This window comes from Rhabdonatronobacter sediminivivens (assembly GCF_013415485.1).
In the GTDB taxonomy this organism is placed as follows: domain Bacteria; phylum Pseudomonadota; class Alphaproteobacteria; order Rhodobacterales; family Rhodobacteraceae; genus Rhabdonatronobacter; species Rhabdonatronobacter sediminivivens.
The window spans coordinates 1-14,557 of record NZ_JACBXS010000003.1; the positions used below are offsets into that span (position 1 = coordinate 1).

General features: G+C 65.9%; 15 protein-coding genes. 4 read left to right on the plus strand and 11 right to left on the minus strand.

Going from position 1 to position 14,557, the window contains the following annotated elements:
- Positions 1–363 precede the first annotated feature (363 nt).
- The 5 genes from HUK65_RS01790 to irrA form a co-directional block, all read right to left on the minus strand.
- A complete protein-coding gene (locus HUK65_RS01790) occupies positions 364–1,299 on the minus strand; it encodes a prephenate/arogenate dehydrogenase family protein (protein WP_179904415.1) in 936 nt (311 codons plus the stop codon).
- On the minus strand, positions 1,299–2,384 hold the full coding sequence (hisC, locus tag HUK65_RS01795; protein WP_179904416.1) for a histidinol-phosphate transaminase: 1,086 nt from the start codon (positions 2,382–2,384) through the stop codon (positions 1,299–1,301). Before hisC ends, HUK65_RS01790 begins: the two co-directional genes overlap by 1 nt.
- A 205-nt stretch (positions 2,385–2,589) precedes the next feature.
- A complete protein-coding gene (gene rpsD, locus HUK65_RS01800; protein WP_179904417.1) occupies positions 2,590–3,210 on the minus strand; it encodes a 30S ribosomal protein S4 in 621 nt (206 codons plus the stop codon).
- A 263-nt stretch (positions 3,211–3,473) separates the two neighbouring features.
- Positions 3,474–4,799 carry a tRNA (N6-isopentenyl adenosine(37)-C2)-methylthiotransferase MiaB gene (gene miaB / locus HUK65_RS01805; RefSeq protein WP_179904418.1) on the minus strand — a complete coding sequence of 442 codons (1,326 nt, stop codon included), beginning with the start codon at positions 4,797–4,799 and terminating at the stop codon, positions 3,474–3,476.
- A gap of 73 nt (positions 4,800–4,872) precedes the next feature.
- Positions 4,873–5,310 (minus strand): iron response transcriptional regulator IrrA, encoded by a 438-nt coding sequence (gene irrA, locus HUK65_RS01810; protein ID WP_179904419.1) that lies wholly within the window; start codon positions 5,308–5,310, stop codon positions 4,873–4,875.
- A 144-nt stretch (positions 5,311–5,454) separates the two neighbouring features.
- Here irrA and fabA point away from each other — a divergent pair, with 144 nt between their 5' ends.
- Entirely contained in the window at positions 5,455–5,964 is a 510-nt protein-coding gene (gene fabA, locus HUK65_RS01815) for a bifunctional 3-hydroxydecanoyl-ACP dehydratase/trans-2-decenoyl-ACP isomerase (RefSeq protein WP_179904420.1), read from the plus strand.
- Positions 5,965–5,988: 24 nt separating this feature from the next.
- On the opposite strand, the gene HUK65_RS01820 is transcribed toward fabA, so the two are convergent.
- Complete coding sequence (locus HUK65_RS01820) at positions 5,989–6,792, minus strand: hypothetical protein (RefSeq protein ID WP_179904421.1); 804 nt, start codon at positions 6,790–6,792, stop codon at positions 5,989–5,991.
- A gap of 198 nt (positions 6,793–6,990) precedes the next feature.
- Between HUK65_RS01820 and fabB the strand changes: the two genes are divergently transcribed.
- The gene (gene fabB / locus HUK65_RS01825) at positions 6,991–8,220 is read left to right on the plus strand and encodes a beta-ketoacyl-ACP synthase I (RefSeq protein WP_179904422.1); all 1,230 of its coding nucleotides are present in this window, start codon (positions 6,991–6,993) and stop codon (positions 8,218–8,220) included.
- Positions 8,221–8,237: 17 nt separating this feature from the next.
- Positions 8,238–9,026 (plus strand): enoyl-ACP reductase FabI, encoded by a 789-nt coding sequence (locus tag HUK65_RS01830; RefSeq protein ID WP_179904423.1) that lies wholly within the window; start codon positions 8,238–8,240, stop codon positions 9,024–9,026.
- 15 nt (positions 9,027–9,041) lie between these two features.
- On the opposite strand, the gene HUK65_RS01835 is transcribed toward HUK65_RS01830, so the two are convergent.
- From HUK65_RS01835 to HUK65_RS01855, 5 genes are all read right to left on the minus strand, one after another.
- On the minus strand, positions 9,042–9,707 hold the full coding sequence (locus HUK65_RS01835; protein ID WP_179904424.1) for an RluA family pseudouridine synthase: 666 nt from the start codon (positions 9,705–9,707) through the stop codon (positions 9,042–9,044).
- Positions 9,707–10,366: a hypothetical protein gene (locus HUK65_RS01840; RefSeq protein ID WP_179904425.1), complete on the minus strand. Its 660-nt coding sequence runs from the start codon at positions 10,364–10,366 to the stop codon at positions 9,707–9,709. Before HUK65_RS01840 ends, HUK65_RS01835 begins: the two co-directional genes overlap by 1 nt.
- A 2-nt stretch (positions 10,367–10,368) precedes the next feature.
- Positions 10,369–10,503, minus strand: a complete 135-nt coding sequence (locus HUK65_RS01845; protein ID WP_179904426.1) for an aa3-type cytochrome c oxidase subunit IV — start codon at positions 10,501–10,503, stop codon at positions 10,369–10,371.
- A gap of 73 nt (positions 10,504–10,576) precedes the next feature.
- On the minus strand, positions 10,577–11,641 hold the full coding sequence (locus tag HUK65_RS01850; protein WP_179904427.1) for an MBL fold metallo-hydrolase: 1,065 nt from the start codon (positions 11,639–11,641) through the stop codon (positions 10,577–10,579).
- A complete protein-coding gene (locus HUK65_RS01855) occupies positions 11,641–13,347 on the minus strand; it encodes an acyl-CoA dehydrogenase (protein ID WP_179904428.1) in 1,707 nt (568 codons plus the stop codon). Before HUK65_RS01855 ends, HUK65_RS01850 begins: the two co-directional genes overlap by 1 nt.
- Positions 13,348–13,453: 106 nt before the next feature.
- Here HUK65_RS01855 and HUK65_RS01860 point away from each other — a divergent pair, with 106 nt between their 5' ends.
- Entirely contained in the window at positions 13,454–14,419 is a 966-nt protein-coding gene (locus HUK65_RS01860) for an L-threonylcarbamoyladenylate synthase (RefSeq protein ID WP_179904429.1), read from the plus strand.
- The last annotated feature ends 138 nt before the right edge of the window (positions 14,420–14,557 follow it).

The following is a 14,557-nucleotide window of genomic DNA, read 5'->3' on the forward strand; positions in this document are numbered from 1 at the left end:
CGCGATCCCCAGCAGCTCCCCGCCGCCGGTGAGCGCTATCTAGGTCCACAAACAAAACTCCGCAAGTGAAAAAAGACAGAAGGATGACAAAAATCCGCTCTTCCCTAGCGTCAGGATGCGCCCGGATAGGGCGTAGGTAGTTGTTTTAAATGAAATTATTGGATTTTTCCGAATGGTCTGATTTTTGCGCGGCGACCGACGGTCCGAACGGGCAATACCACTGCGCCACGGCCTGGCGGCCACTGCGGCGCACTTGGGCGTGCGTCTGTGGAATCGCCCGGACCCCCGTCAGGGCCTTGTTTTCAAGGGTATAGTGCGGGGAAGGGCGCAGGCACCGAGACGAATCGATTCGAACAGAATCGCTCAGTCCCGGGGCGTGCCCTTGCGCAAGGCAGCGCGGCCGAAATCGGGGGCGTCGGTGTCCTGACCAGCCTCGACGATTCCGCGCCGGATCGCGCGGGTCCGGGTGAAGTAGGCATGCAGGTGATCGCCATCCTCGCGCCGGATGGCGCGTTGCAGGGCGAAGAGCTCTTCGGTGAAGCGGCCAAGGATTTCCAGCGTGGCCGCCTTGTTGTTCAGGAACACGTCCCGCCACATGGTCGGGTCCGAGGCAGCGATCCGCGTGAAATCCCGGAACCCGGCGGCCGAATACTTGATCACCTCGCTGTCGGTCACGCGGCGCAGGTCATCGGCCACGCCCACCATCGTATAGGCGATCAGATGTGGCGCATGGCTGGTGACCGCAAGCACCAGGTCATGATGCGGTGCATCCATCAGATCGACATTCGCGCCCATCCCCTCCCACAGCGCGCGCAGGCGGGCCACGGCATCGGCAGAGACGTCTTCGAACGGGGTGAGGATGCACCAGCGGTTGTCGAACAGCTCTGCAAAGCCCGCGGCGGGGCCGGAATGCTCGGTGCCCGCCAAGGGGTGGCCGGGAATGAACTGCACGGACCCGGGCAGATGCGGGGATACGGCGTCGATCACCGCCCCCTTGACCGATCCGACATCGGTCAGCGTGGCGCCATGGGCCAGATGGGGGGCGATCTCTTGTGCTATTGCAGCCATTGCGCCTACGGGCACGGCCAGCACCACCAGATCGGCGCCCTGCACGGCGGCGGCGGCACTGTCATGGACGGTATCGATCAGGCCCAGATCCAGGGCCGTGGCCCGCGTTTCGGCGCTGCGCGCATGACCGGTGTAGCTTTCGACCAGCCCGGCGCGGCGCATGGCCAGCGCCATGGATGAGGCGATCAACCCCAGACCGATAAAGGCGACACGGCTGTAGAGCGCAGGCATCAGCGCCGGCCCCGCACCTGCGCAATGGCATGGACAACACGGCGGCAGGCCGGTTCATCGCCCACCGTGATCCGCAGGCATTCCGGAAGGCCGTAAGCCCCCACCTGGCGCACGATCAGCCCTTCGGAGAGCAGATGCGCGTTGCAGGCCTCGGCCTCGGCCGGGCTATCAAAACGGGCGAGGACAAAATTCGCATGGCTGCGGTCACATTTCAGCCCCAGGTCCAGCAGGGCGCGCTGCAACCAGGTTCGCATGCGCGCATTCTCGCGCAGGCTGCGCTCCAGATGTTCGGTATCGGTCAGGGCGGCTTCGCCGACTTCCAGCTGCGTGGTGGACAGGTTGAACGGGCCACGGATCCGGTTGAGCACGTCAATCACATGGCGCGGCCCATAGCCCCATCCAACCCGCAGCCCTCCCAGGCCGTGGATCTTCGAAAACGTGCGGGTCATCACCACATTGTCGCGCGATTCGACCATGGCTGCACCGCCGTCGAAATTCTCGACATATTCTGCATAGGCCCCGTCCAGGACCAGAAGCGCCTGCGGTGGCAGCGCATCGGCAAGGCGTGTGACATCAAAGGCCGGGATCATGGTTCCGGTGGGATTGTTGGGATTGGCCACAAAGACCAGTCGCGTGCGCGGGGTCATGGCGGCGATCAGGGCATCCACATCCGTGGTACGGTCGCGCTCTGGCGCGGCGACCGGGGTGGCCCCGGCAGCCAGCGCCGAAATGCGATACATCAGGAAACCGTGCTGGCTGTAGAGCACCTCATCCCCGCGGCCGGCATAGGCCTGGCACAGGAAAGTGATGATCTCGTCCGAACCCACGCCACAGATGATCCGGTCGGAATCCAGATCATAGGTGGCGGCCAGCGCCACGCGCAGTGCAAGGTGATCCGTGGAGGGGTAGCGATGCAATGCATGCCCGGCCCGGCGATAGGCCTCGATGGCCCTTTCGCCCGGACCGAAGGGGTTTTCGTTGGACGACAGCTTGACCGCGTCATTGCGCCCCTCGATCGACGCCTTGCCGCCCTGATAGAGGGCGATATCCATGATGCCGGGTTGCGGGCGGATGATGTCATGCATCGGTAGCTGACCCCTTGTTTCAGGCCGTTCTAGTGCCGCAGGATTCAGGTGTGAAGCGGTTTCACGGCATCCGTGCGCAAGAATGTTGCAGGGATGCGCCTTTGCCGCACCTCATGCGTGTCGGTCCCGTCCATGAAAAAGGGCCGCCCCGCACAGGACGGCCCGAAGCCTTGCACAATCCGTATCGCCCGGGGCGCGGGCCGGATCAGTTCTTGGCGTAGAATTCGACCACCAGGTTGGGCTCCATCTGCACCGGATAGGGCACGTCGCCCAGTGCGGGGGTGCGCACGAAGGTGGCGGTCATCTTGGAATGGTCGGCTTCGATGTAATCGGGGACATCACGCTCGGCCAGGCCCACGGCTTCCAGCACCACGGCCAGTTGCTTGGACTTGTCGCGCACGGCGATGACATCGCCTTCCTTGACGCGGTAGGAGGGGATGTTCACCCGCTGGCCGTTCACGGTCACATGGCCGTGGTTCACGAACTGGCGCGCGGCAAAGACGGTGGGGACGAATTTCGCGCGATAGACCACGGCGTCCAGGCGACGCTCCAGCAGGCCGATCAGACGCTCGCCGGTGTCACCCTTCACGCGGGCGGCTTCGGCATAGATGCGGCGGAACTGCTTTTCGGTCAGGTCGCCGTAATAGCCCTTCAGCTTCTGCTTGGCCTTCAGCTGGGTGCCGAAGTCGCTGAGCTTCTGCTTGCGGCGCTGGCCGTGCTGACCGGGGCCGTATTCGCGGCGGTTGACGGGGCTTTTCGGGCGGCCCCAGATGTTTTCGCCCATGCGGCGGTCGATCTTGTACTTGGCAGACGTGCGTTTGGTCACGGCTGATCTCCTTCGGTTGTGAAGGGCGTTGTCCTTTCCGCAGGCCGCGCGGGCCCTTGGCGACAGGCATCCCCTTGCGGGGGCCACCAACACCATGTGAATGCGTGTCCCGCAGGGCGGAACGGCGCGCTTATACAGGGTGCGCGGTGGGAGTCAACCGCCGGCGGTGGCGAGGGATGGCGCGTGTGGGAGGGGGGCTGTCTGCCCCCCGCGCCCGTTCCGGGCGCTCCCCCCGAGAGTAGTTTCGGCAAGAAAATGGAAGGTCAGGCCAGTTCGCCGGCAAGCGAGTTCGGGGCGCTGGCGGTGATGCGCACCCGCGCGATCATGCCGGGGGTGGCGCGCGCGTCGGTGACATGAACGGCGTGCAGATAGTCGGACTTGCCCACCATCTGGCCGGGCAGGCGGCCCGGCTTTTCAAACAGGACCGACACGGTGCGCCCGACCATGGCGTCCTGCGCGGCGCGCTGCTGGTCTGACAGGAGCGCCTGCAGCCGGGCGAGGCGATCGGCGGCGGCATCTTCGGGGACCATGTCCTTGCGCTCGGCCGCCGGGGTGCCGGGGCGGGCGGAGTATTTGAAGCTGTAGGCCTGTCCGTAGCCCACGCGGCGCACCAGGGCGAGCGTGTCTTCGAAGTCGGCCTCGGATTCGCCAGGGAAGCCGACGATGAAATCGCCCGAAAGCAAAAGGTCCGGGCGGGCCGCGCGCAGCCTGTCGATGATGTCGATATAGCTTTCGGCTGTGTGCTTGCGGTTCATCCGCTTCAGGATCCGGTCCGAGCCGGATTGCACCGGCAGGTGCAGATAGGGCATCAGCTTTGGCTGCTCGGCAAAGGCGGCGATCAGATCCTCGCGCATGTCATTGGGGTGAGAGGTGGTGAAGCGGATCCGCTCCAGCCCGTCGATCCCGGCCAATGCCTCGATCAGGCGCGCGAGGGACCATTCGCCCCCCGCGCCCGCGCCGTGATAGGCGTTGACGTTCTGGCCCAGCAGCGTGATCTCGCGTACGCCACGGTCCACCAGATCCTGCGCCTCGGCCATCAGGCGGGCGACGGGGCGGCTGACCTCGGCGCCGCGGGTGTAGGGAACCACGCAGAAGGAGCAGAATTTGTCGCAGCCTTCCTGCACGGTCAGGAACGCCGTGGGGCCGCGTTTGGCGCGGGGGCGGCCTTTGGGCAGGTGGTCGAACTTGTCTTCGTCCGGGAAATCGGTATCCACGGCGCGGCCGCCATCGCGCAGGGTCTGCTCCATCGCCGGCAGGCGGTGATAGGTCTGCGGGCCCACGACCAGATCCACCAGAGGCTGGCGGCGCATGATCTCCTCGCCCTCGGCCTGGGCGACGCAGCCCGCAACCCCGATCTTGAGGTCAGGGTTGGCGGCCTTGAGCGGCTTGAACCGGCCCAGTTCGGAATAGACCTTTTCGGCGGCTTTCTCACGGATATGGCAGGTGTTGAGCAGGATCATGTCCGCGTCTTCGGCGCGATCCGTGGTCACATAGCCCGAGGCGCCCAGCACTTCGGCCATACGCTCACTGTCATAGACATTCATCTGACAGCCATAGGTCTTGATGAACAGCTTCCGGGGGTCGGACATGAGGGGCCTGCGCGAAGAAGGGGGATCAAGTGCCGATGCTTTAGCGAAAAGGCGCGTGGCGCGCAATCGCCGCTCAGGGGCGGCGCAACCGGATCACCACATCCACGCGCGAGACTTCTGCCCCCTGCGGCGCCTTTGGCAGGCGCGCGATCTCAAGCTCATCGGCCGGAGCGTCGGTCAGGTCCTGGGTGTCTTCCCAGAAGAAATGCGGGTGATCGTCGGTACGGGTGTCGAAATAGCTGCGGGTGGCATCCACCGTCACCTCGTTCAGAAGCCCGGCATCGCAAAAGGCGCGCAACGTGTTGTAGACCGTGGCAAGGGACACACGGTCGCCGCTGGCGCTTGCGGCTTCAAACAGGCTTTCCGCCGTGACATGACGGTTCTGGCCATCCCCCACCAGCAGCGCGGCCAATGACAGGCGCTGGCGCGTCGGGCGCAGACCCGCGCGGTTCAACCACGTCGATCCCTGCGCAAGGCTGGACTGGGTCAGAGGAGCGAATCCGGTATTCATGACGTGTATATAAAGCCTGACACCGGCAGATTTCAAATGAAAATCAGGTGCAACCTGCGGCACAAGCGTGGCGGGCGCCCTTGTCAGCTTCGGAACCGCAATGCTAGACGAGGGGAAATAGAGGCCCAGGAGGAGCGCCGCGCCATGTCCCAGTTTCCCACCAGCTTTGACCGCGACGCCCTTCTGGCCTGCGCGCGGGGCGAATTGTTCGGGCCCGGCAATGCGCAGCTGCCCGAACCGCCGATGCTGATGATGGACCGGATCACCGACATTTCCGCCGATGGCGGCGCCCATGGCAAGGGGCATGTAGTAGCCGAATTCGACATCCACCCCGACCTGTGGTTCTTTGACTGTCATTTCCCCGGCAACCCCATCATGCCCGGTTGTCTGGGGCTGGACGGGCTGTGGCAGCTGACCGGGTTCAACCTGGGCTGGCGCGGCTGGCAGGGGCGCGGCTATGCCCTGGGCGTGGGCGAGGTGAAGCTGACCGGCATGGTCCGGCCGGACCGCAAGATGCTGACCTACAAGGTGGATTTCACCAAGGCCGTGCAAAGCCGCCGCCTGACCATGGGCGTGGCCGATGGCATTGTCGAAGCCGATGGCGAGGTGATTTATCAGGTCAAGGACATGAAGGTGGCGCTGAGCGAGAGCTGAGGCAGCGCGGCACGGCCTGCCCCTTCAGCGTGCGTCGTTTTCGTCAAGGGCACGCTGGATCACTGCCATGTTCTCTTTCCACACATCCAGCCGCATTTCCTGAAGCGCGGTTCTGCGATGGGCGGGCAACTGTTGCCCCAATGCGTCGATGCCATTGACCAGCTCCGCCATCAGGTCGAAGTCATCCCTGAAGTCCGGACAGGAAATCGGCTCATGCTGATCCAAGGCATCTGACAATCGCTTGCAGGGCTTTTTCATGTTCAGCGCTGCACGGCGCAGAAAATGCGCCGCTGTCCATGCCTCCGGGTGATCGTCTTTTTTGGGGCTGTAGGCGAATTTCCACGCATACCTCTTGATCTCGATGGTCTTGTTCTGTGCCTGCCGAGCATCAGCATCCGCAGGCAGATGGACAAGCCCACGCAGGTCGCTCATCAGGTCCTTGACCTTTTCCCAGGTGTTCCTTTCGACAGTCAGGCGCAGCGTCTGCTCTGTTGTATCCGCCTGACGGATCAGGATCCTGGTCTGTTCAACCAGTGCGTCTGCCTGTTTGCGCAACTCCTGGTGCTGGTTCTGCATCTCCGCGCGCTGCTCACGCAGTTCCCTGCCCTGCATCATCACCGAAATGATCAACAGAAACACCGCAATGGCCGAGATGAAGGTGGCTGCGAATTCAACCCAGATGTTCGCCTCGAACAGCTGTAACGCAAGCGGCACCTCGGCCTCGGGTTCGATCGCGCGGAATTGCAGGTAGACCAGCAGGGCCAGGAAAGCGACCAGCGCAATGACGACAGCAATGATTGCACCGGACGCGAACCGCAGAAGTGTCATTCTTCAGGCACCTATAAGAAACATACGCAAAGCCGCGCAGCCGATGGAAACGACGCATCCTGCCAAAGGTCAAGCCTTGTCGGGCCTTACGGCGCCTGTTTCCGTTTGTGACCTGCCCGCAGGCCTCCGCCCCCTTCCCGCTTGCCCCAGGGCCACAACTTCCCTACACAAGGGCCCGACAGGATCAATGGAGGCACCATGCGTCGCGTTGTCATCACCGGGCTGGGGGTTGTCTCGCCCATCGGGAATACCGCATCCGAGGTCAGCGACAGCCTGCGCGCAGGGCGTTCGGGGATCATTTTTGCACCGGACTATGCCGAACACGGCTTCCGCAGCCAGGTGCACGGCCAGCCGCAGATCACGCTGGAAGACCATATCGACAAGCGCAACCTGCGCTTCATGGGGGCGGGCGCGGCCTATAACTTCATCGCCATGGAGCAGGCCATCGCCGATGCGGGGCTGGAGCCGGGCGACGTGTCGAACCCGCGCACCGGGCTGGTTGTCGGCTCGGGCGGGCCGTCCACGTCGCAACTGTTCAGTGCGCACAAGATCGTGGTGGAAAAGGGCAGCCCCAAGCGGATGGGGCCGTTCATGGTCACGCGCTGCATGTCCTCCACCAATTCGGCCTGTCTGGCCACGCCGTTCAAGATCAAGGGCGTGAATTATTCGATCACCTCGGCCTGCTCGACTTCGGCGCATTGCATCGGCAACGCGGCCGAACTGATCCAGATGGGCAAGCAGGATATCATCTTTGCCGGCGGTGGCGAGGAATTGGACTGGACGCTTTCGTGCCTGTTCGATGCCATGGGCGCCATGTCCAGCAAGTATAACGACACGCCTGAAAGCGCCTCGCGCCCGTTCGACGCCACGCGCGATGGGTTCGTGATCGGCGGTGGCGGCGGGGTGCTGGTGCTGGAAGAGCTGGAACACGCCAAGGCGCGCGGCGCGAAGATCTATGCCGAACTGACCGGCTACGGCGCCACCTCGGACGGCCATGACATGGTGGCGCCTTCGGGCGAGGGCGGCGAGCGCTCCATGCGCCTGGCGCTGGACACCCTGCCCGAGGGGCGCAAGATCAGCTATATCAACGCCCATGGCACCTCCACCCCCGCGGGCGACGTGACCGAGGTCGAAGCCGTGCGCCGCATCTTCGGCGAGGGAAACGTGCCGCCCATCGCCTCCACCAAGTCGCTGACCGGGCACAGCCTGGGCGCCACCGGCGTGCATGAGGCGATCTATTCGCTGCTGATGATGCAGGGCGGGTTCATCGCGGCCTCGGCCAATGTGACCGAGCTGGACCCCGGTATCCGGCCCGAGGAAATCGCCACCGAACTGCGCGAGGCTGTCGAATTTGACAGCGTCCTGTCCAACAGCTTCGGCTTTGGCGGCACCAATGCCACGCTGGTCATGAGCCGGTTCGACGGCTGAGCAGAGAGGGTGCGGGCATGGCGGAGTTGATGCGCGGCAAACGCGGGCTGATCATGGGCGTGGCGAATGAACGCTCCATCGCCTGGGGGATCGCGCAGGTCATGGCAGCCGAAGGCGCCGAGCTGGCCTTCACCTATCAGGGCGAGGCCTTCGGGCGCCGTCTGGCGCCGCTGGCGGAAAGCGTGGGCGCGGACCTGCTGCTGGATGTGGATGTGTCCGACGATGCGGCCATGGACGCGGGTTTCGCCACGCTGGCCGAACGCTGGGGAAAGCTTGATTTCCTGGTCCATGCCATCGCCTTTTCGGACAAGTCGGAACTGACGGGCCGCTTCATCCATACCAGCCGCGCCAATTTCGCCCATACGATGGACATCTCATGCTACAGCTTCATCGATGCCGCACGCCGGGCGTCGGAACTGATGCCGGATGGCGGGACGCTGCTGACCCTGACCTTTCAGGGGTCGAACACGGTCACGCCCTTTTATAACGTGATGGGAGCGGCCAAGGCGGCGCTGGAATCCTCGGTCCGGTATCTGGCCAGCGATCTGGGGCCGCAGGGAATTCGCGTCAACGCCCTCAGCCCCGGGCCGATGAAGACCCTGGCCGGCGCCGCCATCGGCGGGGCGCGCAAGACCTATCGCCACGCCGAGGAAAACGCCCCCCTGCGCACCAATGCCGCGCTGGATGCCGTGGGCGGGACCGCGGCCTGGCTGGCCTCGGACTATGGCCGCCACACCACGGGCGAGATCGTGCATGTGGATGGCGGCTATCACGTCATGGGCATGCCGCAGGTGGACAATATCTGATCGCCCCGGCCCGGCTCAGAACGGGCAAGGCGCGCTGACGGTGATCCCGCGCCCGCCATCGGGATGACGCAGGCGCAGGGATTGCGCGTGCAGCATCAGCCGCGGATGATCGCACACCGCCCCTTCGGCATAAAGCGGATCGCCCAGGATCGGATGGCCCAGCGCCAGCATATGCACGCGCAGCTGATGGCTGCGCCCAGTCAGCGGCGAGAGTCGCACACGGGTGTGGCCCCCCTTGCGGCGCAGGACCTTCCAGTCGGTCTGCGCCGGGCGGCCGGTGTCATGGCAGACCATCTGGCGCGGGCGGTTGGGCCAGTCCACGGCCAGCGGCAGGTCCACCTGTCCGGTATCGGGGCGCAGATCGCCCGCAACCAGGGCGAGATACTGCTTGCGGGTCTGTCGCTTTTCAAACTGCAGCCCCAGATGCCGCTGGGCATGCGGGGTCAGCGCAAAGACCATCACCCCCGATGTATCGCGGTCCAGCCGGTGCACCAGCAGCACCTCGGGGAAGGCCACGCGCAGCCGCTCGATCAGGCAATCGGCCAGCTCCGGCCCCTTGCCGGGAACACTCAGCAGCCCCGCGGGCTTGTTCACGAAGAGCAGCTCATGGTCGGCATGCAGGACTTCGGGCGGGTCTGACGGCGGGTCATAGGCGGTGCCTTGCAGATCAGCGGCCGCCATCAGAGCGGGCGCTGCGCGGCGGCAATCCGCGCGGTCAGGTCCGGGTCATCATGGCGCAGCGTATGGGTTTCAACCCCGTCGAGCTGCGCGAACTGCGCCTTCAGCTCGTGTGGAAACCAGCTGACCGAGATCCCTTCGAACCCCGGCAGCTCGCGCAGGATCTCGGCCGTGGCGCGGGCACAGAAGGCGTTGTTCACAGGGCCTTTTTCCTGCGCCAGCCGCAGGGCGCGCTGCGCCACCTCGGGGCTGACCGCCATGCGCTGGACCACGGTGTGATGCGTCTCGCGCGTGTGGTAGTTGATGTAGATGGCAAAAAGCTGCGGCGCCAGCCCATGATGCACATCATGGCGTTCCGGGGCCAGGCGATGATACCAGCTTCCCGCCGGATCAAAGAGCACCCGCTCCCCCGCGCTGATCAACAGTGCGGTATGGTCGCCCCGACCGGTGCGGTTATGCGTCACGGTGATCAGCGCAAGCTCTGGCGCGCCGGGGTGCGCATAGCGCGCGGCCTGCACGGCGTCATCCGGCGCCCAGACCCCGCGCCCGGCACAGGCCGCCAGCCCTGCCACCAGCAACAGCGCAATCCCCAGCGCCCGGACCAGGCGCCAGCCGGGAAAGACAGCGACAGAACCGGCGCCCTCACCGGTTGGCGAAACCATGCTCAGGCGTTGGCCAGAGCCAGGAAGATCAGAACGCCGATCGAGATCGCGGTGCCCCAGACCACGAACCTGATGAACCCTTCAAAGGTCTTCTCCTGTGCGGTGATGTCCATCTTGCCATGCTCATGTTCGGCCATGTCGGTCCTCCTGCAATCGGTCTTTTGCCTTGCGATAGCCGATCCCGCGGCGGCTGTCACCCGAATTTGGGTGCTATTGCGGTGACTGTCCAGCACAGGCCTGCCAGCGCCAGGCGCCGTCATCGCCCATCCAGCGCCGGGCTCGCCCGCGCAGACAAAGGTGGTTCAGATGGGCGATGGTCTCTACCAGCGCCAGCCCGTATTCGCCTGCGCCGATCTCGCGCCGGAACAGGGGCGGGAAGCACGCGCCGCCCCGGCGCGGCTGATCCAGAAACGCCTCCAGCCGCTTCAACGCGCCCAAGTGGTTGTCGATCTTCTGCTGCAGCCGCAGCGGCAGGCCGGTGAAGGGCAGCTTGTGGCCCGGCAGCACCAGATGTTCGGCGCGCGCAAGGGTCTGGAAATGTGCACAGCTTTCCAGCCAGTCGCCCACCGGATCGGCCTCGGGCTCGGTCGCATAGACGCCAAGATTGGGCGAGATCGAGGGCAGAAGCTGGTCCGCCCCCAGAACAAGGTTGCAGTCCCGCGACCAGAGCGTGGCCTGTTCCGGCGCGTGGCCGTTTCCCACATGTACCTCCCAGTTGCGCCCGGCGGCGTGGAGGATGTCACCCTGCCGGATGCGGTGGAACCCCAGCGGCAGCGGCGCCACGATATCGGCGAAGTTGAAGGGGCGTTCCTGCGCACGCGCCGCCAGCACATCCGCATCCATCCCCGCCCGGCGCCAGAACTCCAGCGTTTCCGCCACCGGCAGGGGCTGTTCATCCAGCGTCAGCATCCGCGCGAACAGCCAGGCGGTGCGCGTGGTCCAGAGCGCGGCCCCCTGCCTCTGGAACCAGCCTGCCAGCCCGATATGATCGGGGTGGTGGTGGCTGGCGATGACCCGGCGCACGGGCTTGCCCGCAAGCGGGCCGCTCAGCAGGCGCTCCCATATGGCGCGGGTGCGTCTGGTGTCAAAGCCGGTGTCAAAGAGGGTCCAGCCATCGCCATCATCCAGCGCATAGGCATTCACATGGTCCAGCTTCATGGGCAGCGGCAGGCGCAGCCACAGCACGCCCTTGGCCACCTCCACCGCCGCGCCTTCGGCGGGCGGGTCGGGGAAGGGGTAGCGGATGCCGTCAGGCTCGGGTCTACCGTCGGGCATCACGCGGCCAGATCGTCGTCTGAGAGCGCGTAGAGCGCAGCCTCGCCCGCGCGTGCCTCGGCCAGCAGGCTGACATGTTCCGGCAGGATGCGGGTGATGAACACCGCCGCCAATGCCCGGCGCGCATCGGCGCCACGGGCCGCGGCCTGCAGATGCACATGCGCGCCCAGCACCCGGGCAAAGGCGCGCAGATAGGGCACGGCCCCGGCGTTGCGGGCTGGCGCATCCTGGGCGACCAGCCATTCGGTGGCCTCGCGCAGTGTCTCGGCGGCGTCCCAGACCGGACCGGCCAGATCGGGCAGCGCGGCGCGCGCGGCTTCGGCGGCGTCTTCGACCTCTTGCAACAGGCGAAAGGCGGCCTCACCCCCGTCCATCATCTTGCGGCCCACCAGATCCATGGCCTGGATGCCGTTGGTGCCCTCATAGATCGCCGTCACGCGCACGTCGCGCAGGAATTGCGCGGCGCCGGTTTCCTCGATGTAACCCATGCCGCCATGGACCTGCACGCCCATGTTCGCAACCTCGATCCCCATATCGGTGCCATGGGCCTTGGTGATCGGGGTCAGCAGCGCAGCGCGGGCGGCCCAGTCCTCGGCCCCCGTGGCGCGGGCCATGTCGATGGCCACAGCGTTCATCAGCGCGATGCCGCGGATGGCAAAGACCTCGGCCTTCATGCGGGCCAGCATGCGGCGCACATCGGCATGTTCGATGATGGCGCCGCTGCCGCTGACCGGGGTGCGGCCCTGCTTGCGGTCCCGGGCATAGGCCAAGGCATGCTGATAGGCGCCTTCGGCCGCGCCGATCCCCTGCACGCCCACCCCCAGGCGCGCGTTGTTCATCATGGTGAACATGGCCGCCATGCCCTTGTTCGGCGCGCCCACCATCCAGCCGGTGGCGCCGTCATATTCCATCACGGCGGTGGGTGAGCCATGCAGCCCCATCTTGTGCTCCAGCGACACCACGCGCAGGCTGTTGCGCGCGCCGGGGGTGCCATCGGCATCCGGGATCAGCTTCGGCACCATGAACAGGCTGATGCCCCTGGTGCCCGGTGCGGCATCAGGCAGGCGCGCCAGCACCAGATGGCAGACGTTTTCGGAAAAATCGTTGTCACCCCAGGAGATATAGATCTTCTGCCCGCTGATCGCATAGGTGCCGTCACCCTTCGGCTCGGCCTTGGTGCGCAGCGCCCCCACGTCACTGCCCGCCTGCGGTTCGGTCAGGTTCATGGTGCCGCACCATTCGCCCGCGATCAGCTTGGGCAGATACAGCGCCTTGATCTCCTCGCTGGCGTGATGCTCCAGGGCCTCTATCTGCCCCTGGGACATCAACGGGTTGAGTTGCAGCGACAGGCAGGCCGCCGACATCATGTCATTTACGGCGGTTGTCAGCGCCATGGGCAGGCCCATACCGCCATACTCCGGGTCGGCGGAAATGCCGGTCCAGCCGCCTTCGGCAATGGCGCGGAAGCCTTCGGCAAAGCCAGGAGAGGTCCGCACCACCCCGTTTTCCAGCCGCGCGGGGTGCAGGTCGCCCGCCCGCTGCAGGGGCGCCAGCACATCCTCGCACAACCGCCCGGCCTCGGTCAGGATGGCACGGGTGGTGTCGGGGGTGGCCTCGGCGAACATGTCAGTGGCCTGAACGCGGTCAAAGCCCACCACATGGTCCAGCAGGAATTCGAAATCCTTCAGCGGCACGGTAAACGGCATGGGGCGCTCCTTTGCCTTGCGGCTTGGCAAGCCGGGGTTCTCAGCCTATTGCGTCGATCCTAGCGCAGGCATGGACCCCTTGGAACTACAACGCAACGTCACGGATATGGATCGCAGGACCACCCAGATTTTGCCGCCGGACAGCGCGGGCATTGCCGCCGCGGCCACGATCCTGCGCGAAGGCGGGCTGGTGGCCCTGCCCACCGAAACTGTCTACGGGCTGGCGGCGGATGCGCGCAATGACCGGGCGGTGGCCGCAATATTCGCCGCCAAGGACCGGCCGCGGTTCAACCCGCTGATCGTGCATCTGGCCGAGATCCGGGACGCGCGCGCCCTGGCACGGTTCACCCCCGGGGCCGAGGCCATGGCCGCCGCCTTCTGGCCCGGGCCGCTGACGCTGGTGCTGCCGCTGCGCGCAGGGCATGGGCTGTCACCGCTGGTCACGGCGGGGCTGGACACGGTGGCGCTGCGCCTGCCCGCGCATCCGCTGGCGCGCCAACTGTTGCAGGCCTTTGGCGGGCCACTGGCCGCCCCTTCGGCGAACCCTTCGGGCCGGATCAGCCCCACCAGCGCGGCACATGTCATGGCCGGGCTGACCGGACGGATTGATGCGGTGCTGGATGGCGGCCCCTGCGCGGTGGGGGTGGAATCCACGATTCTGGATTGCAGCGGCGACCACCCGGCCCTGCTGCGCGCCGGCGGCACCACGGCAGAGGGCATCGCCGCGCTGCTGGGCAACGCGCCCGCCCGTGACCCTGGCAAGGCCCAGGCCCCGCGCGCGCCGGGGCAGCTTTCATCGCATTACGCGCCCCATGCGCCGGTGCGACTGAATGTCAGTGATCCCGCGCCAGATGAGCTCTGGATCGGCTTCGGCCCCGGCTGCGACGGCGCGGCGCTGACGCTTTCGGCCAGCGGCGACCTGACCGAGGCAGCGGCCAATCTGTTCCGAATCCTGCATGAGGCCGATGCCCACGCCCGCCCGATCGCCTTTGCCCCGGTCCCGCAGCACGGACTGGGGCAGGCGATTAACGACCGGTTGATCCGCGCCGCGCATCCCCGCCCGGCAACGTGACGCCCGCCGCAGGGTTCTGATGGCACCCGGGACTCTCTTTTGCGCAGCGGAATTCCCGCATGGACCGGCCCATCGCCGCGGGTATGACTTGACATACGGGATTCCCCTAATGGCCCACACAACCTTTGATGGTATCCT

Bases quoted from the DNA above. Each gene is read 5' to 3' on its own strand.
- irrA (WP_179904419.1), bottom strand. From the start codon at position 5,310: ATGAATACCGGATTCGCTCCTCTGACCCAGTCCAGCCTTGCGCAGGGA.
- fabB (WP_179904422.1), top strand. From the start codon at position 6,991: ATGCGTCGCGTTGTCATCACCGGGCTGGGGGTTGTCTCGCCCATCGGG.
- HUK65_RS01840 (WP_179904425.1), bottom strand. From the start codon at position 10,366: ATGGTTTCGCCAACCGGTGAGGGCGCCGGTTCTGTCGCTGTCTTTCCC.
- HUK65_RS01790 (WP_179904415.1), bottom strand. From the start codon at position 1,299: ATGCCTGCGCTCTACAGCCGTGTCGCCTTTATCGGTCTGGGGTTGATC.
- HUK65_RS01830 (WP_179904423.1), top strand. From the start codon at position 8,238: ATGGCGGAGTTGATGCGCGGCAAACGCGGGCTGATCATGGGCGTGGCG.
- fabA (WP_179904420.1), top strand. From the start codon at position 5,455: ATGTCCCAGTTTCCCACCAGCTTTGACCGCGACGCCCTTCTGGCCTGC.
- HUK65_RS01845 (WP_179904426.1), bottom strand. From the start codon at position 10,503: ATGGCCGAACATGAGCATGGCAAGATGGACATCACCGCACAGGAGAAG.
- HUK65_RS01855 (WP_179904428.1), bottom strand. From the start codon at position 13,347: ATGCCGTTTACCGTGCCGCTGAAGGATTTCGAATTCCTGCTGGACCAT.
- HUK65_RS01860 (WP_179904429.1), top strand. From the start codon at position 13,454: ATGGATCGCAGGACCACCCAGATTTTGCCGCCGGACAGCGCGGGCATT.
- miaB (WP_179904418.1), bottom strand. From the start codon at position 4,799: ATGTCCGACCCCCGGAAGCTGTTCATCAAGACCTATGGCTGTCAGATG.
- hisC (WP_179904416.1), bottom strand. From the start codon at position 2,384: ATGCATGACATCATCCGCCCGCAACCCGGCATCATGGATATCGCCCTC.
- HUK65_RS01850 (WP_179904427.1), bottom strand. From the start codon at position 11,641: ATGCCCGACGGTAGACCCGAGCCTGACGGCATCCGCTACCCCTTCCCC.
- HUK65_RS01820 (WP_179904421.1), bottom strand. From the start codon at position 6,792: ATGACACTTCTGCGGTTCGCGTCCGGTGCAATCATTGCTGTCGTCATT.
- HUK65_RS01835 (WP_179904424.1), bottom strand. From the start codon at position 9,707: ATGGCGGCCGCTGATCTGCAAGGCACCGCCTATGACCCGCCGTCAGAC.